Source organism: Sulfitobacter guttiformis, from assembly GCF_003610455.1.
Classification (GTDB): Bacteria; Pseudomonadota; Alphaproteobacteria; order Rhodobacterales; family Rhodobacteraceae; genus Sulfitobacter; species Sulfitobacter guttiformis.
Genome location: NZ_RAQK01000001.1, coordinates 2,502,792 through 2,525,314, shown reverse-complemented (window position 1 = coordinate 2,525,314; position 22,523 = coordinate 2,502,792). Strand labels below are relative to the sequence as shown.

The window sequence follows — 22,523 nt, the reverse complement described above, 5'->3', positions numbered from 1 at the left end:
AAACAGCATAATTTTCATTTGCAACCCACGTACGCAAAGTCCATAGCCAAAGCCCCTACCCTGACGCTTGCTGTGCCTGATATTCAGCATACGAAAGCTCGTAGCGCTTGCCTGTGAGCATATCCTTCTTCAAACGTGGCGTAAGGTGGCTGTAATGCCGCTCGATCATGCCGATGCTTGTGCCCATCTGTACAGCCAACGCATGGATGTCCATGCCGTCATTGAGCAGAGAGAACGTGGCATAGGTGTGCCGCAAACTGTAAAGCGTTCGGTTCTGTGCAGTGCGCGGACATGTAATCAGCCCTGTCTCCGTTACAAACGCTCGGAACGTCTGATGCAGGTTCTTTGACACCGTGCCATCCGGCAAGCGGAACACAGGCAAATCCACTTTGTTCTTTAGAAGCTGCTCAAACGGGATGTGTTTGATGTCTTCTGATCGTTCGTGAATGCGCTTGAGATAGTTGATGGTGCCAGAACGGCAGATGATGTCGCGCCGCCCTGTTTTGCCCGACACGCTCATTTCTAGGTATTGCAGCCCCTTGTCTTCGAACAGCGTGACATGCTTCCAGCGCAGGTTCAGCGCCTCAGTGCCGTGCCTCATCCCTGTATTGGCAAGGATCAATACATAGTCGCGCATCAGATGGCGCATGTCAGTGGGCTTGCCCTTTTTGCCCTGTGTGATCCAGCTGGGCAGCTTGCGGATCATCGTTGCGTATTCTTCGCGCGTGAAGTCTGGGCGACGTTCGCTTTTCTCGCCCTTGTTCACCAACAGAGGCACATTCTTGTGCGCCAGAAACCCTCGCGCCACAGCTTCGTCAAACACTCGGTTCATGGCGGAGTTGTGTGTGTTCAACGTGCTTGCCTTGGGTTCACGCCCCATTTTGATACGACGCCACTCATAGAAGTCTTGGATTTTCTGGTAGTCGATTGATGTGACATGCTGCGAGCCAAAGAACGGAATCAAATAGCTCTCTATGCACACGATGTAGTCTTTGTAGACTTTCTTGCCCAAGCCCGCGTTCAGCTGCTTGCGCATGTCCAAAATCGCCAGTCGTGCCACGTCAGAGAATTTCTTGGTGACGATGGGCAAGTCGTTCTTGTGGCGAAATTTGTACTCAAGGTATGCGTCGCCTGCATATTCCTTGGCTTCTTCCAAGTCGCGCTTGCCCGTGCTGATACGCACTGTGTGCCCGTCGATGGTAAAGGCTGCCTGCCAGCGCCTGCTGCGCACGCGCCGATACACACGGACTGCACCGTCTAACAGTATATGTGTGTCGTCCCGCAGCTGCCGCATCATGCTCTCCTTGCTTGCACAGTACGGCTCAAACTACGGACAAGTCTACTACAGTGTGTTTTTGGGACTTGGGTTTCTGTGGCGCAAAACGCGCTGTTACCTGTCTGTGATATAGATTGCTGCGAGACACCAAGGGCGGGAAACGGACTTTCGCTGCAAGTGCGCGGGCTCTGAGGCAATCTGGCGAAAGCAGCCGTTCAATGAGAGGTCACATCTAGGAATGCTGCAAATGATCTAATGGCGGCAGTGAGCCCAATGTGATAGATGCTGCATCTTGTATATTTTAACACATAAAGTGGGAAGCTGACCTGACCGTCGAATGATGAACAAAAAAATCCTTGGTTCTTGCGACCGAAGGTACCCAGACTTGTCCTGCTGAATAAGAGAGATAAAACTGCAGGGAATATTCTCGCCCACAGCACAAGGTGGAGCTCAAGGTAAATGAAAAGAAAGAGGCAGCTCACAGAGGCAGGGCACAAGAAGATTGTGGAGGGCAACTTCAACAGATGGATGAAGCGGGCGCACGAATGCCATGGGGATCGTTTCGACTACTCTAGCACCGCCGAAGCCTTCGAAACCTCCAAACGGCCCAAAGTGCCCATCAACTGCCCAGAACACGGCGGTTTCATGGTCGCCCCGGGTTTGCACATAACGAACGATGCTGGGGGCTGCCCTGATTGTGCTTCAGAGTTGAAGTCTAAGATTAAAAGCCAGATGTATCTTGAGCGTTACCGCGAATGGCTTGCAGAGAGGTTGCCCGAGAACGTTGAAGTCGTTGGGGAATTCAAAGGCCCAAATGCGTCGCTCCAATTAATGTGCAAAAAACACGGCACCATTAAGACGACCAAGGCTGTCTACCTAAAGAACAGTAATTCTCACGGATGCGACGCATGCGCTCGTGATGCAACCATAGCATCAAGGCTCCTCGCTCTAGACGATGTCCGCGACGAACTGGCAGATGATCTACCAAACCACATCCACCTTCTGGGCTTGCGTCGTGGTGAGTCTGGAACCCGCCTTCAAATGAAGTGCGATCGCCATGGGGAATTCGAGACCACCAAAGGTTCGGCAATGGGTGCTGTATATTATTGCCATGAGTGCGCCCGCGAGATGGCAGGATTCACAAACCACAGGTTACTGAGACTTATAGAAACCGGTGAAGCAGGTGTGCTAACAGAAATTGGCGTGATGATCGTCAAAGTTTTTGAAATCTCAGCGATCAAGGTCGGTGTGACGACGAGGTCGCTCACCAAACGGTACGCATGGCACCTAAATGAGGTTGTTTGGAGCGCAATACTTTCCGAGCGGGACGCCTACGTCCTTGAAGCCCGTATTCATCGCCTGTGTCGCGATTGGTATGACCCACGGATTTTCTACGCAGGCATGCGCAATGGCAAACGATGGGGGGGAGACACGGAAATCTACTACCTCGAGCGAGCTCAATTCATCGTGGAGACAGCAAAATGTCAGTTGCAGATCTTGCTAGCGGAGGAAGTCGACTATCAGCGAGAACTTGGGGTAATGAACGCCAAAATAGTTGAAAGGGACAGTATTAATGTTTCCCGTCCAAAGGACCTGACGAACCTTCCGGTGGCCGTCGTGGGGGTGGATCCTGTCACTTTGGAAATTGTTCACGAGTTTGAGAGCTTAACGGATGCTACCCGTGCAGGCTTCAGAAATGTCTCAATGGTGATTGATCCAAACAATTCTAGAACAATATCGAACGGGTTGCGTTTTTTTCGCAAGGACAAGTTTGATCCATCCTCAATCGAACCACTTACTAGAGTGCAGCACGGCTACCCTGTTCGTTGCATTGAGCGTGACGAGCACTTTTGGAACGCGGCAGATGCGGCGTCCATCATGATTTCTCGGGGATTGAGCGTTAGTCCGAGCCATATCACTTCGGTTTGCAATAGAAAGCGTTCGGTAGCAGGGGGTTACACTTGGGAACCCTCTGAGCTAAGCGAAGAAGGCATTGCTTCATACAACGAACAACATGCTAAGGATGTTGCGCCTAAAACCCCACCAAATGCTCGAAAGTGCGTCCGAGCCTTCGCAGCAGAAACCGGGCAATATGTTGGCGAATATCCTTCTAGAACGGCAGCCGCTGACGCTCTTGGTTTATCCCACGCGGGGGTGATTACGAATGCCATCAAGCACAGATCTGGTATCGCAAACGGCTATCGATTCGAAGAATCTTGACCACTTTGCAAAAGAAGCGCGTGGCAAACGGCGGCTTTGTCCGGCGAACCGTGAATTCGCCGATCCCTTGATTTCGCGGTTGCAGCGAATGGCAGGTTCGACGGGCCGCACCGCAGCATGCCGGTCCGTGGGTGAATGGCCGGTAAGGGCCGAAAGGAACGCCCGTGAAATCTCCAACAACATATGGGATTGAACGCGATGGCTCAAACACAGTGGTCAGACGCCATCAACAAACCGCAAGCTATGGCAGTGCTGCAGCGCTGGGACTTTGCTGGTTAGTTGGGGCGAACATTGTGTCCTTAAACACTGTGTTCTCACACCAACCCAGAAACACTCTGTTCAACACAGTGTTTCATGCGCAAACCAGCCCGCGAACACGTCAAAAAGTGTGCGTTTGGTGTGTTTTTGAAATACACACGCTTAGCGTGCATTTTTAACGTAAAAACTGATATTATAAGTTATAAATGGTGCCCAGGGGCGGAATCGAACCACCGACACGAGGATTTTCAATCCACTGCTCTACCCCTGAGCTACCCGGGCACCGGGACCAGCGAACTGGTCGGGTGTGGGCGTTCTAGGGTCTCAGCAGAGCGGTGTCCAGCCCCATTTTGCCTGAACCACAAACAAGATCAATTGCCCGATCAGTGCGGCTTTTGCTCTGGCTCGTTTTCAAGGGCATCGATTACTTTTTCTATATCGTCAGGATCTTGGGACGGGGTTGCGTAAGCACCTGAAAACCACTTGGCCAGATCGATATCAGCGCAACGTCGCGAGCAGAATGGCCGATACTTTTTGTCCACTTCACCAGAGCAGATCGGACAAGTCACGCGAGAACCTCTGACAAAGGCGCACGCGCGCGTTTGCGTTGCAACTCATAGTGGCCCAGCGGGGTCCAGCCGACTAGCGTGGTCTCGACTTCATCCGACTTGAACGCGGCGCGAAGGGCGGTCTCAAAAGGGCGGCGGTCCTTTTTCGGCATTGGAGCAAGGTCGAGCACGATTTGCCCTCCCAGCCCGCGTAAACGCAGCGCACGAGGCAGCGCGCGGGCGCAGGCCATGTTGGCCTTTATGCCAGCGGCAAGAGACACATCAGCCCCGGTGTTGATATCGACGGCCACCAGCGCGCGTGTCGGCTCAACATACATGGAGGCGCCACCCGCGAGCGGTACAAAATCCTCGGCGAGCGCATCCAGCGCATCTAGCACGCCGTGCTCTTCAAAACCGCCAGCTTCGGTCACGACTTGCGCTGTCTCGACCCAGTCACGCCATGCAAGGACGTGGGGCCCGTCGCCCTCGCTAAGGGTTTCCATGTCCTTACTCTCATCGGTAAGAACGGTCTGGGCAAGTGACAGCATCGCTTCGATATCTTCGACTATCGCATCACTGTCAGCGCCAGCGCAGCACGAGCGGAGGATAAGGCCGTATCCGGCACCATCCATCGCCTCATGCGCAATCTCCAGTAGACGGTCACGCTCCGGCTCGTCACGCACACTGCGCGAGATATTGAGGCCCGGCGCATCAGGGGTGACAATCGCGTAACGGCTTTTAAACAGCAGCTTTGAGGTAACAGGGATGGCCTTTCCGTCCTCGGCAAATCCGGTAACCTGCACCAATAGCGGCTGACCGGGTGAAAGCCCCTTCACCTGACGCAAAAACGCCATGCCATCGGGGGTCTTGAGGAACATGCCCCCCTGCCCTTTAACAGGACGGTCCGCGATCGCGCGGTAGATTGTCCCGACACGGGCAGCATCGGGCGTGTCCACCAACAAATCTTCAAGCTTGCCGTCCACCATCAGGGCGGCAGCCTCGATATCACCGAGGTGGTCGAGAATAATTGTGCGGCCTTTCATGAGCCTTCTCCATATAGGGGGTAGCCGCTCGCGCGCAGCAGATTTGCAGTTTCGGACAGCGGAAGGCCCACGATTCCGGTAAATGATCCGGAGATCCACGGAATCAGTACACCAGCAGGGCCCTGAATGCCGTAGCCGCCTGCCTTGCCTTCCCAGTCACCAGTGTCGAGGTAGGCAGTCAACTCTTCCTCGGAAAGGTTCTTCATACGCACGGTGCTCATCACATCGCGCTCCCACATCTTGTCGCCCCGCTTTACCGCGACGGCTGTAATCACTTTGTGACGACGACCAGACAGGGCGCGCAAGAATTGTTCGGCCTCGGCGCGGTCGGCGGGCTTGCCCAAAATACGGCGCCCTAACGCTACAGTGGTATCGGCACAAAGCACGATGTCATCTGCATCAGCCTCTACCGCTGCGACCTTCTCACGCGCGATGCGGGCGCAATAGGGTCGCGGTAACTCCGCTTTTATAGGGGTTTCGTCGATATCTGGCGCGCGAATTTCATCAGCATAAACGCCAATTTGCGCCAGCAAATCCTTGCGACGCGGAGATCCTGATCCGAGGATGAATTTCATAAGCAGCTCCTCGCCCCACCATCGGGGCGGGCGGGGAATGTATTATTTGAAACGGTAGTTGATCCGGCCTTTGGTCAGATCATAAGGGGTCATCTCGACCTGCACCTTGTCACCAGCCAGTACACGAATGCGATTTTTGCGCATTTTTCCTGCCGTGTGCGCGATGATCTCATGGCCGTTTTCAAGCTCGACCCGGAACGTCGCATTCGGCAGGAGTTCCTTAACGATACCGGGAAATTCGAGCGTATCTTCCTTGGCCATGGTCTCTCCTGTAAATACGTCCCCCATACGGGGACAGCGCTTAAATGAGCGCATCGGAGGGGTTTTTCAAGAGGAGATACGCCCCAACGGCACATTTAACGCAGGATGATCGCGTCCTGCCTGCTCGGCCCAATGGGTACGATTGAGAACAACGCCGTCGCGGCGCACATGATCAATGGCACTCATATCGACCTCGGAATAGGTCCAGCCGGGCATACCGATTTCCGCCACGGCCATAACACCTGTGGGGGGAAAGCCGGTATCGGGGGGGCAAAAAATACCACCCGCGCCCACACAAGTCCCCAAAGCCTCCGACCAGTCCGCCTGTCCGACCACCGAAGACATCACCGTAATGCACTGATTCTCAAGAGCGCGGGCCATTGCCCCCGTTCGCACCCGCCAGTATCCCGCTAACGCCTCGGTCACGCTGGGTACGGCGATAACATCACAGCTCTCCAGTGCGCGCCCCAGCAAGGGAAACTCGCTATCATAACAGATAAGTATACCAATCCGCCCCAGCGCAGTATCGAACACCTGCAACGGGCCACCGCCGATCACGCCCCAGTCCTCCCGTTCGAATCGGGTCATAATCTGTTTGTCCTGCACACCGATCTGACCATCCGGCGTGATCAAGCGCGCACGGTTGACAGGCCGCGTGGCCGTGGCAGCGGGCGCCGAAGCAGCGACGATATGCACATTATGTTCTGCGGCCAACCTCACATGCAGTTCGTCCGCTTCTGCGATCTTGTCGGAAACGGAAAACAATGATCGCTCGAGGTCGCCCGCCACCTCAAGCCCGTCAAGCGTGGCAAGCTCCATCGCGCCGTACTCAGGAAATACCAGCAGGTCAGCCCCCTGCCCTGCGGCCTCTGCAACCCAGTCGGCAACTTTATCCTCATACTGCGACCATGACGTGAGAATATCGAGCGGATAGGCGGCAGTTGCGATTTTCATAGATAGCTCCGAAGTGATTGCGGGTTGCTATAGTCTGACCTTTTGGCCCGTTGGCAACAAGCGCGAACACTGTGCCCTTGACGCCTTTGCCATGGCGTTTCACAAACACAGTCCAGATAACCGGAGCATTCCATGAGCAACATCGTCATCCTGACCGGCGCAGGCATTTCGGCCGAAAGCGGAATCGAAACCTTTCGCGCAGAAACGGGCCTCTGGGCACAACACCGCGTTGAGGATGTCGCAACACCTGAAGGATTTGCGTGTAATCCTGAACTGGTCGTCGATTTCTACAATGCGCGACGAGCTGCTGCAGCAGCAGCAGCACCCAACGCCGCCCACAAGGCGCTGGCGCGTCTGGAAGCCGAACACAAAGGTAAAGTTCTGGTGGTCACACAAAACGTCGATGACTTGCACGAGCGTGGCGGCAGCTGCAATCTTGTCCACATGCACGGCGCACTCAACTCAGCCCTCTGCGCCACGTGCGAGCATCGCTGGACCGCGCCGATGGAAATGCGCGCAGGCGATGCCTGCCCCTCCTGCAACGCTGCTGCCGCGCGTCCGGATATCGTATGGTTCGGTGAAATGCCCTATCAGATGGACCTAATATTCGAAGCAATCGGGGAAGCGGATATTTTTGCCGCGATCGGCACCTCCGGCAACGTCTATCCGGCGGCCGGATTTGTGGCCGAAGCAGCCCGCGCAGGTGCGCATACGCTCGAAATCAATCTGGAGCCTTCGGCAGTGGGCGCGCAATTCGACAAGGCGCTCCTTGGCCCTGCGACAAAAACAGTGCCCGCCTGGGTCGAGAGTATTCTACGCGCCGGCGCTTAAGCGCGACCTCACCGTGAACCGCTGGATCCTAGCGGGTCAAATCAACCGGAACCATAATCTGGATCTCGCCTGCCGCCTCGAAGACCAACGTGACCGGCACCATCTGGCCTTGCTCCAGCGGCGCATCCAACCCCGTAAACATCAGATGATCGCCTCCACGGACAAACGCATGGCTATCTCCATCAGGAAGCGCGACACCGCCCTCGATCTCGCTCATCCGCATGACGCCATTCGCGTCCTCGGTGTGCCTGTGCAGGCTCACCTGGCCCGACAATGTCGAGCGAACAGCGATCAGGCGGTCATCCTCACCTGTCATGTTGCGCAATACCAGAAAGGCAGCGGCGGAGGTCGATGTCGGCAAGCTGCTGCGCAAATAAGGCTCCTCGACGGCGAAAGCGGCATCGCCCTTATCAAGCGGCGACATTTTGACAGAGACAGCGGTCATCACAACAGCGACCAGCGCGAAAAGGACAACGATCCCCATAGTAGCCTTCTGGTTTTTCATTCCCGCTCTCCTTGTGCTGTTCCGTATCTGGGGGTGATCCCCCCGAATTCTAGCCCATGAAACGGAAACGGCCCCGCCTGCATTCAGGTCGGGGCCGCTCCAAATCTAATCTGTAGGTCCGATCAGGACAGAACGTCTGCCGTCGCGCTGGATTTCGAGATCGCCTTCTTGATCTTCAGTGCATTCTCGGACAGCTCGGTATCCTTGGCTTTTGCCAGATACGCGTCCAGACCACCACGGTGATCGACTGAACGAAGTGCCGCGGCAGAAATGCGGAGCTTGAACCCGCGACCCAGCGATTCGGACTGAAGCGTGGTGTCGTTCAGGTTTGGCAGGAACCGACGACGCGTGCGGTTCTTGGCGTGGGATACGTTGTTGCCCGACATCGGGCCTTTTCCGGTCAATTCGCAACGACGCGACATGGGTTCATCCTTTTGGTTCGGCGCGGCACCCATGCATTCGGGACCACAGCTAATCAGGTCACACCACTGGTGACCCGTAAATTGGTTTGCAGTCATTAGGAGGAATCACAAGGCAGGTCAACCCGCGAAGCCCCGTTTATACATCATCAACGCGCAATTCACGCACAAACGCGGCGGCAGCGGCGGCAGGCTCTTGCTCCCCTCTCGCAACGGCATCGCTCAGCTGGGCCAGTGCTGCGCGCGCATGCGGTTGCGCCAACTGCGCAAGCAATGCTGTTTTCACCGCATCTTCAAACCAGTACCGGGCCTGCGTTGCCCGCGTCAGCTCCCAGAACCCGTGATCGCGCCGCCAGTCAGAAAGCGATTTCAGGCTCTGCCAGACCTCCGGCAATCCGCGCTGCTCAAGGGCCGAAACAGTCATCGCACAAGGGTATCCATCGGGGTCTTGCGGGCGCTTGCGCATCAGGCGCAGGGCACCGGCGTAATCCGCCTGTGTGCGCATGGCTGTAGCCTTGAGATCGCCGTCAGCTTTGTTCACGACGATGAGATCAGCCATCTCCATGATGCCGCGCTTGACGCCCTGCAACTCGTCCCCGCCTGCGGGCGCGAGCAGCAGCAAAAACAGGTCCGACATCTGTGCCACAACTGTCTCGGATTGCCCGACACCCACTGTCTCGATCAGGACCACATCAAATCCCGCGGCTTCACATAGTGCCACGGCCTCCCGGGTACGCCTTGCCACACCGCCCAAATGGGTCTGACTGGGCGAAGGGCGAATGAAGGCCGCAGGATCACGGCTCAGCAAATCCATCCGAGTTTTATCCCCAAGAATAGACCCGCCGGACCGCGACGAGCTTGGATCAACAGCAAGTACCGCCACGCGCATTCCCTGCCCCGTAAGCATCAGCCCGAAGCTTTCTATAAAGGTCGATTTTCCCACACCGGGGGTCCCCGACAGTCCGATACGCAACGCCTGTTTTTCAGTGCCCAATGTCGCCAACAGCTCGGTCGCCTGCGCACGGTGGTCTGCCCGTCCGCTTTCGACCAGCGTAATGGCCCGCGCAAGTGCGCGCCGCTCGCCTGCGATGAGCCGCTGTGCCATATCTGCGATGTCCATGGGATTCCTCCACGTCAGTTGGTGTGTTTTTCACGTCCCGCGTCGCGAATGTCCAGCCTTGCCCCGCACTGCGGCAGCACGGATAAGGGAGCCATGGAAATGCACCTGCCAATTGATGAAGTCATGCCCGACGTGCTCGACGCGCTACGGACCCGTCAGCGTCTGGTCCTTCAGGCACCTCCCGGTGCAGGCAAGACCACGCGCGTGCCCCTCGCGATGCTGGAGGCGGGGCTGACCACGGGGCGCATTCTCATGCTGGAGCCGCGCCGCCTCGCAGCACGCGCCGCCGCCGAACGGATGGCCCAAACGCTGGGCGAGAAGACGGGCCAGACTGTGGGTTACCGCGTGCGCGGCGCCTCCGAAGTCTCGAAGGCCACCCGCATCGAAGTTGTCACCGAAGGGATCCTGACACGGATGATGCAGGATAACCCAGAACTGCCCGGCGTGGGTGCGGTGATCTTCGATGAATTCCACGAACGCTCCCTCAACGCCGATCTGGGGCTCGCGCTGTGTCTGGAAATTGCAGGCGCTTTGCGCGACGATCTCCTGCTGATCGCCATGTCTGCCACGTTGGATGCAGGCCCCATTGCCGCCCTCATGAATGCGCCGATTGTAACCTCGCAGGGCCGCAGTTTTGCGGTGACCCCTCGCTGGCTCGATAAACCGCTGCCCAAAACCACCCGCTACGAGCAGACAGTGGCCGATCTGGTCTTGCATGCATTGGCGCAGTCGGAAGGCTCGGCTCTGGTGTTCCTTCCGGGCGAGGGAGAGATCCGCCGCGTGCAAAACCTGCTGGAACGACAGGTTCCCAAGGATTGCGTCATCGCGCCTCTATTCGGTGCAATGGATTTCAAAGCACAGCGCTCCGCGATCAATCCTGCGCCTTCGGGTCGGAAAATCGTGCTCGCCACTTCCATCGCAGAGACATCGCTGACCATCGAGGGCATTCGCATCGTCGTGGATGGCGGCAGGTCACGCCGCGCAGAGTTTAATCCCAATTCAGGCATGTCACGCCTTGTCACCACCCGCGTCACCCAAGCAGAGGCCACCCAGCGCGCAGGCCGCGCCGGACGGATGAGCGAAGGGGTAGCCTATAAATTGTGGACAAAGGGCGAGGATGGCGCACTGGCCGCGTATCCCCCTGCCGAGATTGAGAGCGGCGATTTGAGCGCCTTTGCACTGGAACTGGCGCTATGGGGCGCGCAGGCAGAGGAGCTGGAATTTGTTACGCCGCCCCATGCGGGAAGGCTGGGTGAGGCCAAGTCACTTTTGCATATGCTCGGCGCGCTTGATGTACAGCACCGGATCACACCGCACGGGCGCAAGCTGGCAAAGCTGCCGTTGCATCCGCGGCTGGCGCACATGGTAACGCTGGGCGGACGCAATGCCGCTATACTGGCCGCGATATTGTCGGAGCGCGATCCACTGCGCGGTGGCCCGCTCGACCTCATACACAGGGTACGCGCCGTCGAAGGCGGGCGCGTAGCCGGTGAGGTGCATCACGCAACCCTTGCGCGCATCAGGATCGAGGCAAAGCGCCTTGCGCGGTCCACAAATCATACAGGCACTGAGGACATCGGCACCCTTGCCGCCCTCGCCTATCCTGACCGGATCGGTCTGCGCCGCAAGGGTGCCGCGGCGCGGTTCGTTTTGTCAGGAGGCAAGGGAGCGGTAATCGAGGGGGGGGATCCGCTGGCGGGAGAGCGCCTCATCGTCGCCACAGATCTGGACGGTGATCCGCGCGAGGCGCGTATCAGGCAAGGAACCGCCCTGTCGGACGCAGCCCTGCGCACCACGTTTGCGGATCAGATCGCATGGCATGATCACTGCCATTGGTCACGCCGCGAGGGGCGGGTCGAGACACGGCGACAGGAGCGGCTCGGAACGCTGGTGCTGGATGACCGTAGCTGGAGCGATGCCCCGCAAGAGGCAGTGGCCGCTGCAATGCTGGAGGGTGTGGTGCAACTGGGCCTACGGCCTGACAAATCTGCTGCACGTTTTTTGCGTCGTGCCGCGCTGATGGCCGGCCAGCCGGGCTTCCCCGACTTTTCCGAAACGCATCTGCTGGCGACACTGGAGGACTGGCTGTTGCCGCATCTGGGCACCACCCGCAGTACCGCAGACTGGAAGCGCTTTGATATGCTGCCCGCGCTCAAGTCGCGTCTCGATTGGGACCAGCAGCAGCAACTGGACCGTGCCGCGCCGGGGCATTTCGTGACCCCGCTGGGCCGCCGTATCGCGATTGATTATGACGGTGACACGCCCCAGATCGCCGTCCGCTTGCAGGAAATGTTCGGCGTTACACGCCATCCGTCTGTGGCGGGCCAACCCTTGCAGGTGACGCTACTGTCCCCCGCCCAGCGCCCTGTGCAGGTCACCATGGATCTGATCGGATTCTGGGACGGCTCCTATGCGGATGTGCAGAAGGATATGCGCAGCCAGTATCCGCGCCATCCATGGCCCGATGATCCGCGCCAGTCTGATCCGACGCTGAAGGCAAAACCCCGCGGCACCTAAGTCTGGTCGCGCTCCGGATCGAGCACGTCGGCGTCAAAGCGGCCCTCGCGGTCGATCCGCGCAAAACCATGCGCACCATGCCAATGCCGCCGAGAGTGCGGCCAATGCCACACCAAGGGAGACGCCCGCGACAATCGCACGCCGCAATAACGTGGGCCAGCATCGCGGCAATATCAGGCGAAAAGACAAGATTTTTGTTAGGTAAATCATCACTGAGCGCCCGCGCAAAGTTATTTAGCAAGCCAGCGTGGATAATGCAGCCCGCGCACCTGTCTCACCTCCCGAGACGCCCATCCCTACAAAATGCAGTCCGCTACCGGCAATCTGCACCGACCTGCGTCGGGTATCGTTGAAGTCTGCATTACCATCGTCGATGATCGTATCGCCTCCTTCCGGCGAAGGCAGCGCGGCTTCGATCATCGCATCCATAGGTACGCTTGACGGTATCATGAACAGGATGGTGCGCGGTGTTCCGAGTGCCGCCACAAATGCGTCAAGCGTGACCGCAGGCAGCAGATTTTGAGCCAGCGGCCAGCAGTTTCGATGGAACGGGTGATCCATTCCACCTCGCGATTGGTGACGGCCACCGTAAACCCGTGGACGGCAAGGTTGAGCGCGAGCGCGCTGCCCATCGCCCCCAATCCGTACACGCCAATATCAGCACATGTCTGTGTCATGGGCTGTCTTTGTTCGATGTAAAAGCGGGTAAGTGCTGCGGGTCAAATGCGTCACAGACAAAACGTGACCATTTTACGAATCTTATGCAATGAGCAGCCACTCGGCACTAATGTTTGCAAATTTGCAATCTTTCATGCATAAAGCTGCAAATAATAATAACAATAGCAGACGCGGGCAGACTTCAAATGAAACATGTGTTCCGGAAATCGTGGGCGGGCGCCTTTGGGCAAACGTTCAAAACTGTGCGGCGTTCGCAAGTGGCCGCGCTGTGTTATCGGCAGACCGATACGGGTATCGAGGTGCTGGTGATCACCAGCCGTGATACAAAACGCTGGATCTTGCCGAAAGGGTGGCCCATCGAGGGCCTTGATGGGCCTGCTTCGGCCCTTCAGGAAGCGTGGGAAGAGGCGGGTGTACGTCAAGCCGACATTACGCCAGAGCCGTTAGGTACCTACAGCTATGACAAGCGCCTGAGCGATGGCGGCGCGCTGCCAGTTGAGGCGACTGTCTATCTGGCCCGCGTGGAAACGCTTGCGGATACCTACCCCGAGATGGATGAGCGGACGCGCAGATGGGTGACACCCGATGACGCCGCGCAAATGGTCGCCGAGCCCGAGTTACAGAATATCTTACGCGCCTTATAGCAACGGCACATTGGGGATAATCCAGAGTATGCATGAAGCCCCGGAGCAGAAAAGACGCACCGGGGCGGGAAACGGTGCTATTTCCCCAAGCACCAGCGCATAATAGCTTTTTGCGCATGAAGGCGGTTTTCTGCCTCGTCAAAGATTACCGAATGCTTGCCGTCCATGACTTCGCTGGTTGCTTCATCATCACGGTGGGCAGGCAGGCAATGCATAAAGAGCGCGTCCGGCTTGGCCTTGGACATCAATGCGCTATTCACCTGATAGCCGCGAAGCTGGTTGTGCCGCCGCTCGCGCGCAGACTGAGGATCATGCATGGAAACCCACGTGTCCGTGACCACCAGATCGGCGCCCTTCACGGCTTCATCCGGATTGCGGATCTTGGTATACAGACCGTCAAGGGCGCGCTCGGGATCGAGGGTTTCGGGGCCAGTGAAGACCAGATCGAAATCGAACTGTTTTGCCGCGTGCGCGAAGCTGGCAAAGACGTTGTTGCCGTCACCCGACCATACGACGCGTTTGCCCTTGATCGGGCCGTTATGCTCTTCGAACGTCATGATATCGGCCATGATCTGGCACGGATGACTGCGGTTGGTTAGTCCATTGATCACCGGCACAGAGGCATATTCGGCCATCTCATGCAGGGTTTGTTCCTCGAATGTACGGATCATGATGAGGTCCACATAACGCGACAGAACACGCGCGGTATCGGCGATTGTCTCACCATGGCCCAATTGCATATCCGCCCCTGACAGCACCAGCGTCTGTCCCCCCATCTGGCGCACGCCCACATCGAACGAGACGCGGGTGCGGGTCGAGGGTTTCTCGAAAATCAGTGCGACCATGTGATCCTTGAGCGGCTGGTCTGCGTCCAGCGCACCACGCGGGCGGCCAAGTCGGGCAGATTTCATCGATGCCGCACTGTCGATGATGGTGCGCAACTGGGTGCGGTCGGTTTGATGGATGTCGAGAAAATGATTCATGGATATGTCTTTGTAATAGAGGTCGGGATCGGGGGCGATGCCCCCGAATTCGAATTTATCGGAATAAGAAAGGTCAAGCGCCGCCAAGACTGGTTGCGGCGCGGTCCAGTCGTGCCACTGCTTCAGAGATTTCTTCGTCTGTGATGTTGAGCGGCGGTAGCAAACGCACGACGTTATCGGCTGCCGGAACGGCGATAACCTCGTTTGCGTAGCCTGCATTCACCACGTCGCTGGGGGCTACCTTGCATTTCAGACCCAGCATCAGACCAGAGCCGCGCACGCTCTCGAATACATCCGGGTGTGATGCGATCAGCCCTTCTAGTTTCTGGCGCAATAGGCCGGACTTGCGGTTTACCTCGGACAGGAATGCAGGGTCGGCGATGATATCGATCACTGCGCACCCCACGGCACAGCCCAAAGGATTGCCGCCGTATGTCGAGCCATGCGTGCCTGCGGTCATACCAGATGCCGCATCCTCGGTTGCGAGGACCGCACCCAAGGGAAACCCGCCACCGATACCTTTGGCGACCATCATGATATCTGGTGTCGCGCCTGACCATTCGTGCGCAAACAGTTTGCCGGTCCGGCCCACGCCGCACTGCACCTCGTCGAGGATCATCAGGATGCCATGGGTGTCGCAAAGATCGCGAAGTCCTTTCAAGCAAGCATCAGGCAGCGGGCGAATGCCCCCCTCGCCCTGCACAGGTTCGACCATGATGGCACAAGTCTTATCCGTGATCGCGGCGGTCAGCGCCTCATGGTCGCCGAATTCCAGATGCACGAACCCCGGCAACAGCGGACCAAAGCCCTTCACCATTTTTTCGGACCCAGCGGCGGCGATCCCTGCAGAAGAGCGACCGTGGAACGAGCCAGAAAAGGTGATGATCTCGACGCGATCTGGTTCTCCCTTATCGTAGAAATATTTGCGGGCCATTTTCACAGCCAGCTCACAGGATTCCGTACCCGAGTTAGTGAAAAACACGGTATCGGCAAATGTATGTTCTACCAATTTGTCCGCCAGCGCCTGTTGTTGCGGGATCTGGTATAGGTTGGAAGTGTGCCACAACGCGCCCGCCTGCGCGGTGAGGGCTTCGACCAGTGCAGGGTTCGCATGGCCAAGCGCATTCACCGCGATGCCTGCGCCCAGATCCAGAAACCGTCGGCCATCCGCCTCGATGAGCCAGGCACCCTCGCCTTTGACAAAGCTGAGCGGGGCGCGTGAATAGGTCGGCAGGACAGAGGAAATCATCGTGTTCATCCTTTCAAGGAAGACGTGTGTGGCAAACAGACCGCGAAAACCCAAAAGGCCATGGGCAATGCGGCGGGTCAAGTGGGTTTGGCGCGGGGTCGCAGGATACAGGCCTGCGAAATGACAGGCTCGCCCGTATCGGGTCAGCAGGAGTGTCGTCGGAGGGTGCTGAGTATGCCCAGTTTCATCCGTGGACATTCGCGCCATTGCGTCGCCTTCGCAAGAGGATTGTAACGCTTGTCCGGGCACCGGATATACACCATAGCGGCTGCATGTATGCACCTGTCTCCCAAAACAATGCGCTTGCTGCGACGCTCGTTCTGATTGCAACTGCGTTTATTGCAGCAACGACACTGATGGCAAAAAGCCTTGGAACTGGGGGATTTGGTCCGCCCTTGCATGCCCTACAAATCAGTCACGGACGGTTTTTATTTGCTTTCGCGGGACTGAGTGCCGCCGCACTGCTGCTGCGCCCAAAATTAATGAGACCACACTGGAAGCTGCACATTGCGCGTACCAGTTTTGGCTGGGCGGGAGTAACGCTGATGTTTGCGGCTGTGGCGTTCATACCGCTTGCCGATGCTACCGCGATATCTTTCTTGAATCCCGTGTTCGCCATGATGCTGGCAATCCCGATGCTGGGCGAAAAGGTGGGCCGCGTGCGCTGGTCGGCGGCAGTTTTGGCCATGATCGGAGCGCTGGTCCTGTTGCGCCCCACGCCCGACAGCTTCCAGCCTGCCGCGCTACTGGCGCTTGGCGCAGCGATGATCATGGGCATGGAGCTTATCTTCATCAAAAAGCTGGCAGGGCGCGAAAACCCGTTCCAGATATTGCTGGTCAACAATATGATAGGGCTGTGCATCGCGACCGTAGCGATGCTTCCTGTGTGGCAGCCGCCAACGGGCGCGCAATGGGCGCTGCTGGCAGGTATCGGCCTGTGCATGGCGGTGGCACAGACCTGTTTTGTAAACGCGATGGCACGCGCGGACGCCAGTTTTGTCGCGCCGTTCAGCTATGGGACACTGATATTCGCTGCTTTTTACGATTTGATCTTTTTCCGTGTCACGCCGGACACCGTGACGGTTTTGGGCGCATTCATCATTATAACAGGGGCAATTTGGCTGGCCCTGCGCGAGGCGCGCATCAAAAAGCCGGCACCGCGACCACACACAGCGGTGTGACGCCTTGCACCTGCCGCCATAGCCATTACTATAGGAGACTGAATTTTACAAAGCGGTCCCCCCTGAGGGCCGCTTTCTTACACTAGGGAAACTTGCATGTCATGGACCGATGACCGCGTCGAGATTTTGAAGAAAATGTGGGGCGAAGGCCAGTCCGCAAGCCAGATCGCAAAAGAGTTGGGTGGCGTGACCCGCAACGCTGTGATCGGAAAAGTGCACCGTCTGGGCCTGTCCAACCGGACAACTGCCGGTGCCGCCCCCGCCAAAACAGAACCAAAGGTAAAATCCGCGCCCAAAGTGCCCGCCAAAGCTAAAGCCGCGCCTCCCGCGGAGCCGGAGGTGGATGCAAATTCCTCCAAGCCGGATTTGAAGACAGAGCCCGCGATTTCCCCCAACGCAGTGCGCCCTCCGCGCAACCAGATCATTCCGGCTGGCCAGCCATTGCCGCCTCAGCCTTCCGCCAACGAGATCAGCCCAGAGGCCCTCGCCAAGGTTAACGAGATTGAGAAAAAGGCCAAAAAGCTAAGCTTGATGGAGCTGACCGAGCGGACATGCAAATGGCCCGTAGGCGATCCTGCAACCGAGGATTTCTGGTTTTGCGGCCTTCCTGTTAAGCAGGGGAAACCCTATTGCGAGGCCCATGTCGGCGTTGCGTTTCAGCCGATGAGCGCGCGGCGAGATCGCCGTCGTTAATCAGTAGAAGTGATATTGCGCGGGGTTTTTCCTGCGTGATATCCGCAAAATTCGGGCCGTTTTCGAGCAAGCAGTGTGAAACACTTCCAACGCAGTCTTGAGTTGCGATGGGCATCACCGCCGTGCTTTATGCGGCAGTAGATATTGCACAAGGTCAGCTCATGTCCAAAACCCAAACCATCCGCGCGGCCGATGCTATTGCCCGCCGTCTGTACGATGCGGGATGTCGTCACGCCTTTGGCATGCCAGGCGGTGAAGTCCTAACGATTGTTGACGCGCTGGAGGCTGCCGGCATTACCTTTGTGCTGTGCAAGCACGAGAATGCTGCCGGATTTATGGCTGAGGCTGCTTGGCATCAAACCGGCGCGCCCGGCATTATGGTCGCCACAATCGGGCCCGGTGTCCTGAATGGCGTGAACGCCATCGCAAATGCCCTTCAGGACCGCGTGCCACTGATTGTGCTGTCGGGATGTGTGGATGCGGACGAGGCACAGACTTACACCCATCAGGTCCTCGACCAGCAGGCCGTCCTGCGCCCGATTACAAAGGCCAGTTTCCAGCTTAGCGCTGGAGCAGCACATGTGATCGCGGACAAGGCTGTTGGCATCGCCCTTGAGGGCAGGCCCGGTCCGGTGCACATCGACGTGCCGATTTCTGTCGCGGATGCGATTGTTTCGGCACAGGCACCGGCGGCACGCGCAACCCCTGCCCCGACTGCACCAACCGGTGCGCAATTGCAAACCGCCCGCGACTGGCTCGGGTCTGCACAAAGGCCCGTGTTGATTGTGGGTGTGGATGCGATGAACGCACTGGCAGGTCCGACAATAACCGAGTTTGCCACTCGTTTTGATATTCCCGTGATCACCACCTACAAGGCCAAAGGGCTTTTGGACGAAAATCACATGCTGGCGCTTGGCGGGGCCGGTCTGTCGCCTTTGGCAGACACGTATCTGGTGCCTTTTATCAAACAATCCGATCTCATACTTTGTGTCGGCTATGATCCTATCGAGATGCGCCCGGGATGGCGCGACATTTGGGATCCGCGTGTCCAGAACGTGATTGATATCACCGCGGAGCCGAACCACCATTATATGCATCAGGCCAGCCTGAGCATCATTGCAGATTGTGCAGCGACCCTGACAGCAATGGGCGAAGGAATCCAACCTGTGGCAAAGACATGGGCAAATGGCGAAATTGCTGCGGTCAAATCCGCGCTCGCAGCAGCATTTCCGCGCAGCGAGACATGGGGACCAGCGGCGATCATCGACACCTGTCGCCAAAACCTGCCTGCAGATACGATCGCCACCGCCGACAGTGGCGCGCACCGGATTTTACTCAGCCAGATGTGGACCTGCACGCAGCCACGCGGGTTGCTGCAATCCTCTGCCCTGTGCACCATGGGCTGCGCGCTCCCACTTGCCATGGGCACAGCACTTTGCGCGCCTGATCGCACGGTTGTATCTTTCTCCGGCGATGCCGGATTTCTGATGATCGCGGGCGAGCTTTCGACCGCCAAGGAATTGGGAATCACACCTGTCTTTGTGGTGTTCGTAGATGCCTCCCTTGCCCTGATCGAATTGAAGCAACGCCAACGCCAGTTGCGCAATGCTGCGGTCGATTTCGGAAAACATGATTTTGCTGCGATGGGTCAGGCGTTTGGCGGAGCAGGACATACAGTGAGTAGCCGCGACGAGCTTGAGGCAGCACTTGCAGCCGCACAGACCGCCGAAACCTTTACCGTAATTGCCTGCATTATTGATCGAGGGGCTTATGATGGACGGATCTAAAACAGACACACCACAAACAGTTGGCGCATTGGACGGGGTGTTTATCCTTGATCTAACGCGTATTCTTGCAGGCCCTACCGCGACGCAGATGCTGGGCGATATGGGCGCAACAGTTATCAAGGTCGAGAACCCTAAGACCGGTGGGGACGATACCCGCGGTTGGGGTCCAAACTATGCTATGAACGAGGATGGCAGCCGCTCCGACCTGTCGGCATATTTCATGTCCTCCAACCGGAACAAACAATCCATCGCCGTCGACATCGCTACAGTGGAAGGGCAGGATATTATCCGCCGCCTTGCCGCGCGCGCCGACATCGTAGTGGAGAATTTCAAACCTGACGGATTGGTGAAATACGGTCTCGACCATAAAACCCTCTGTGCCGCACATCCCGGCCTCGTTTACTGCTCGATATCCGGCTACGGCCAGACGGGGCCAAACCGCGAAAAACCGGGCTATGATCTGATGGCCCAGGGTTTCGGTGGGATCATGTCGATCACCGGCGACCCTGAAGGTGTACCCACAAAGGTTGGCGTCGGCATCGCAGATGTGATGTGCGGGATGTATGCAACTATTGGCATCCTGACAGCCCTGCGCCACCGCGACAAAACCGGCGAAGGACAGCACGTCGAGCTGGCACTGATTGACGCCCAGATGGCATGGCTGATCAACGAGGGCCTTAATTTTCTCACCTCCGGCGAGTTGCCCCAAAGACGCGGGAACGCGCATCCAAATATCGTACCCTATGACGCCTTCGAAGTGGCCGATGGCCACTTTTTACTGGCCGTGGGCAATGACGCCCAGTTCGTGCGGTTCTGTGATGTGCTCGGCCTGCAGGATGTGGCTACGGATCCTGCATTCCTCACCAATCTGGGCAGGATCGAGAATCGCGAGGCCCTGATGGCCCATATCAAACCTGCACTCAAAAAATGGGCGAAGGTCGATATTCTCGAAGCTTTGCGCAAAGTAAAAGTACCCGCAGGACCGATCAACACGATTGAGGAGGCCCTGACGTCGGATCAGGCACAGGCACGTGGCACCGTGCGGCAGATGCCCGCTACAGGCGTGAAGGGTGGAACGGTCCAATTGCTGGGAAATCCGTTAAAGTTCTCGCTGACACCGGTGAAATACACACGCCCCCCCCCACGTTTCGGTCAGGATACGGACGACGTGTTTGCAACATGGCTAGGACCTGATGCTGCAAAATAATGCGGCAACTGCCTGAAATTTGGCGAAACTTTGCCGATGCACAGGCAAATATCTGCTGCAAATTTTGATCTGTTCACGAAACTTGTGGAAAGCTTCACGTTGACGTGTGACAGACCTCGAGGCTCTGACTGAAAAGCTTATTTGGGCTAAAAGAAGTGAAGCGCGCTCGGGATACGGGCGCAGCACTCCAACCCGAAGGTGTCTTTTCAATGATCCAGTCCGACATGTGCTCTTGCCCTGTGACCCTCTCCTCTTCGACCTCTGTCGCGCACTGGAACGGGGTCATACACGGCCTTCTGTCGCACGGCCAACAGACGCCTGTGCATCTGGGCAAGTTAATGGAGGTAGAGCCTGAGTTTGCGATGGGTCACGCAGCACGCGGCTTGTTCTGCCTCATGACGGGCCGCGCAGAGGTGATCGCACCTGCCCACGATGCGCTCGCTGCTGCAAAGACGGCTGCCAACAGTACTCACATTACATCCAGAGAAGCAGGCTGGATTGAAGCGCTCGACCTTTGGCTGGCAGGTAAGCCTACGGCTGCGATTGGCGCTGTCGAAACTGTGCTACTTGCCCTGCCCCACGATACTCTCTCCGCCAAGTTAAGTCATGGCATCCGCTTTATGTTAGGCGATAGCGCCGGTATGCGCCGGTCGGTCGAACGGATCCTTGCGGCGCACGGGCCGGATCATGCGGCACGCGGGTATCTGCTGGGCTGCCATGCATTTACCCTTGAGGAAACTGGAGAATATGCGCGCGCCGAAGCTGTCGGCCGTGAGGGTTTGACCTACACGACCGATGACGCATGGGGCCTGCATGCTGTGGCGCATGTGCACGATATGATGGCGCGCCCCGATTGCGGCATCGCCCTCATCGAGAAAAACACCGCCGCATGGTCCGGCTCTAACAATTTCCGCTATCATGTCTGGTGGCACAAGGCGCTGCTGCACATGGAACGCGGCGAACTGGACATCGCGCTCGGCCTTTATGATGCGCAAATCCGTGCCGACAAAACAGACGATTACCGCGACATCTCGAACGCTGCATCGCTGCTGTCGCGGCTTGAGCTGGAAGGCATGGATATCGGGCCACGCTGGGAAGAACTTGCTGATTTTTCTGAAAACCGGGTCGAGGACGGCTGTCTGGTGTTCGCCGATCTGCATTATTTGCTGGCCCTCGCGGGTGCGGAGCGCGCAGATGCACGCGCAGCAATGACCGCCCGTTTTGCCTGTGACACCCTAAAAACCGGTGAAATGCCCGCCCGTGTTGCCGCACCCGGACAGGCGGCACTTTCAGGACTGAATGCGTTTTCCGAGGGGCGCTATGATACTGCTTTTGTTAACCTAGCGGCAGCACGGCCTCTGATGCAAACCATCGGTGGCAGCCACGCACAACGTGATGTATTCGAGCGGATAACTATCGACGCGGGCTTGCGGGCGGGACGATATGATGCAACTGCAGCAATCTTGCGGGACAGGCAAAGAATCCGTGGTGGAACTCTTGACCGATTCGCGATTACCCGTCTTGAAAAAATCAACTTCGCCCGAGGTGTCGCGGCGCAATAAACCGGAACTACA

The 22,523-nt window shown here is 57.5% G+C and carries 21 protein-coding genes and 1 tRNA gene; 9 read left to right on the top strand and 13 right to left on the bottom strand.

From position 1 onward, the window contains the following. Positions 1-55: 55 nt before the first annotated feature. Entirely contained in the window at positions 56-1,294 is a 1,239-nt protein-coding gene (locus C8N30_RS19335) for a tyrosine-type recombinase/integrase (protein WP_025061268.1), read from the bottom strand. 441 nt (positions 1,295-1,735) lie between these two features. Between C8N30_RS19335 and C8N30_RS12270 the strand changes: the two genes are divergently transcribed. Beyond that, complete coding sequence (locus C8N30_RS12270) at positions 1,736-3,496, top strand: hypothetical protein (protein ID WP_025061267.1); 1,761 nt, start codon at positions 1,736-1,738, stop codon at positions 3,494-3,496. Positions 3,497-3,961: 465 nt separating this feature from the next. Here C8N30_RS12270 and C8N30_RS12265 read toward each other — a convergent pair. The 6 genes from C8N30_RS12265 to C8N30_RS12240 all read right to left on the bottom strand — a co-directional run bounded on the left by C8N30_RS12265 (position 3,962) and on the right by C8N30_RS12240 (position 7,135). Then, positions 3,962-4,036 (bottom strand) — tRNA-Phe (locus tag C8N30_RS12265). Positions 4,037-4,137: 101 nt separating this feature from the next. Then, the gene (locus tag C8N30_RS12260; protein WP_084273549.1) at positions 4,138-4,323 is read right to left on the bottom strand and encodes a DNA gyrase inhibitor YacG; all 186 of its coding nucleotides are present in this window, start codon (positions 4,321-4,323) and stop codon (positions 4,138-4,140) included. Then, on the bottom strand, positions 4,320-5,345 hold the full coding sequence (locus C8N30_RS12255) for a ribonuclease E/G (protein WP_025061266.1): 1,026 nt from the start codon (positions 5,343-5,345) through the stop codon (positions 4,320-4,322). The genes C8N30_RS12260 and C8N30_RS12255 overlap by 4 nt, the downstream gene beginning before the upstream one ends. Next, positions 5,342-5,920 carry a Maf family protein gene (locus C8N30_RS12250; RefSeq protein ID WP_025061265.1) on the bottom strand — a complete coding sequence of 193 codons (579 nt, stop codon included), beginning with the start codon at positions 5,918-5,920 and terminating at the stop codon, positions 5,342-5,344. The genes C8N30_RS12255 and C8N30_RS12250 overlap by 4 nt, the downstream gene beginning before the upstream one ends. 42 nt (positions 5,921-5,962) lie before the next feature. Continuing rightward, on the bottom strand, positions 5,963-6,181 hold the full coding sequence (infA, locus tag C8N30_RS12245) for a translation initiation factor IF-1 (RefSeq protein WP_008228280.1): 219 nt from the start codon (positions 6,179-6,181) through the stop codon (positions 5,963-5,965). A gap of 66 nt (positions 6,182-6,247) precedes the next feature. Then, on the bottom strand, positions 6,248-7,135 hold the full coding sequence (locus C8N30_RS12240; RefSeq protein ID WP_025061264.1) for a carbon-nitrogen hydrolase family protein: 888 nt from the start codon (positions 7,133-7,135) through the stop codon (positions 6,248-6,250). A 132-nt stretch (positions 7,136-7,267) separates the two neighbouring features. On the opposite strand from C8N30_RS12240, the gene C8N30_RS12235 reads away from it, so the two are divergent. After that, complete coding sequence (locus C8N30_RS12235) at positions 7,268-7,966, top strand: NAD-dependent deacylase (protein WP_025061263.1); 699 nt, start codon at positions 7,268-7,270, stop codon at positions 7,964-7,966. 28 nt (positions 7,967-7,994) lie between these two features. Here the strand turns inward: C8N30_RS12235 and C8N30_RS12230 are convergent, their stop codons facing one another. The 3 genes from C8N30_RS12230 to meaB form a co-directional block, all read right to left on the bottom strand. Next, entirely contained in the window at positions 7,995-8,471 is a 477-nt protein-coding gene (locus tag C8N30_RS12230) for a copper chaperone PCu(A)C (RefSeq protein ID WP_025061262.1), read from the bottom strand. 122 nt (positions 8,472-8,593) lie between these two features. Beyond that, the gene (gene rpmB, locus C8N30_RS12225; RefSeq protein ID WP_025061261.1) at positions 8,594-8,893 is read right to left on the bottom strand and encodes a 50S ribosomal protein L28; all 300 of its coding nucleotides are present in this window, start codon (positions 8,891-8,893) and stop codon (positions 8,594-8,596) included. Between the two features lie 136 nt (positions 8,894-9,029). Beyond that, positions 9,030-10,010 carry a methylmalonyl Co-A mutase-associated GTPase MeaB gene (gene meaB / locus C8N30_RS12220; RefSeq protein WP_025061260.1) on the bottom strand — a complete coding sequence of 327 codons (981 nt, stop codon included), beginning with the start codon at positions 10,008-10,010 and terminating at the stop codon, positions 9,030-9,032. A 93-nt stretch (positions 10,011-10,103) separates the two neighbouring features. Between meaB and hrpB the strand changes: the two genes are divergently transcribed. Next, positions 10,104-12,527, top strand: coding sequence for an ATP-dependent helicase HrpB (hrpB, locus tag C8N30_RS12215; RefSeq protein WP_025061259.1), 2,424 nt, complete (start codon positions 10,104-10,106; stop codon positions 12,525-12,527). Between the two features lie 234 nt (positions 12,528-12,761). Here the strand turns inward: hrpB and C8N30_RS12210 are convergent, their stop codons facing one another. Beyond that, a complete protein-coding gene (locus C8N30_RS12210; protein WP_037967786.1) occupies positions 12,762-13,088 on the bottom strand; it encodes an NAD(P)-binding domain-containing protein in 327 nt (108 codons plus the stop codon). A 302-nt stretch (positions 13,089-13,390) separates the two neighbouring features. On the opposite strand from C8N30_RS12210, the gene C8N30_RS12205 reads away from it, so the two are divergent. After that, positions 13,391-13,849 carry an NUDIX hydrolase gene (locus tag C8N30_RS12205; protein WP_025061256.1) on the top strand — a complete coding sequence of 153 codons (459 nt, stop codon included), beginning with the start codon at positions 13,391-13,393 and terminating at the stop codon, positions 13,847-13,849. A gap of 77 nt (positions 13,850-13,926) precedes the next feature. Here C8N30_RS12205 and argF read toward each other — a convergent pair whose 3' ends face one another. Together argF and C8N30_RS12195 are read right to left on the bottom strand one after the other, a co-directional pair. After that, on the bottom strand, positions 13,927-14,832 hold the full coding sequence (argF, locus tag C8N30_RS12200) for an ornithine carbamoyltransferase (RefSeq protein ID WP_025061255.1): 906 nt from the start codon (positions 14,830-14,832) through the stop codon (positions 13,927-13,929). A 73-nt stretch (positions 14,833-14,905) separates the two neighbouring features. Next, on the bottom strand, positions 14,906-16,081 hold the full coding sequence (locus C8N30_RS12195) for an aspartate aminotransferase family protein (protein WP_025061254.1): 1,176 nt from the start codon (positions 16,079-16,081) through the stop codon (positions 14,906-14,908). A gap of 272 nt (positions 16,082-16,353) precedes the next feature. On the opposite strand from C8N30_RS12195, the gene C8N30_RS12190 reads away from it, so the two are divergent. The 5 genes from C8N30_RS12190 to C8N30_RS12170 all read left to right on the top strand — a co-directional run bounded on the left by C8N30_RS12190 (position 16,354) and on the right by C8N30_RS12170 (position 22,511). Continuing rightward, entirely contained in the window at positions 16,354-17,262 is a 909-nt protein-coding gene (locus C8N30_RS12190) for a DMT family transporter (protein WP_025061253.1), read from the top strand. A gap of 96 nt (positions 17,263-17,358) precedes the next feature. Then, positions 17,359-17,955: a GcrA family cell cycle regulator gene (locus tag C8N30_RS12185; RefSeq protein WP_025061252.1), complete on the top strand. Its 597-nt coding sequence runs from the start codon at positions 17,359-17,361 to the stop codon at positions 17,953-17,955. Positions 17,956-18,116: 161 nt separating this feature from the next. Further along, entirely contained in the window at positions 18,117-19,742 is a 1,626-nt protein-coding gene (locus C8N30_RS12180) for a thiamine pyrophosphate-binding protein (protein ID WP_025061251.1), read from the top strand. Next, positions 19,729-20,949 carry a CaiB/BaiF CoA transferase family protein gene (locus C8N30_RS12175; RefSeq protein ID WP_025061250.1) on the top strand — a complete coding sequence of 407 codons (1,221 nt, stop codon included), beginning with the start codon at positions 19,729-19,731 and terminating at the stop codon, positions 20,947-20,949. Before C8N30_RS12180 ends, C8N30_RS12175 begins: the two co-directional genes overlap by 14 nt. Positions 20,950-21,161: 212 nt before the next feature. Then, positions 21,162-22,511 carry a tetratricopeptide repeat protein gene (locus tag C8N30_RS12170; protein WP_025061249.1) on the top strand — a complete coding sequence of 450 codons (1,350 nt, stop codon included), beginning with the start codon at positions 21,162-21,164 and terminating at the stop codon, positions 22,509-22,511. The last annotated feature ends 12 nt before the right edge of the window (positions 22,512-22,523 follow it).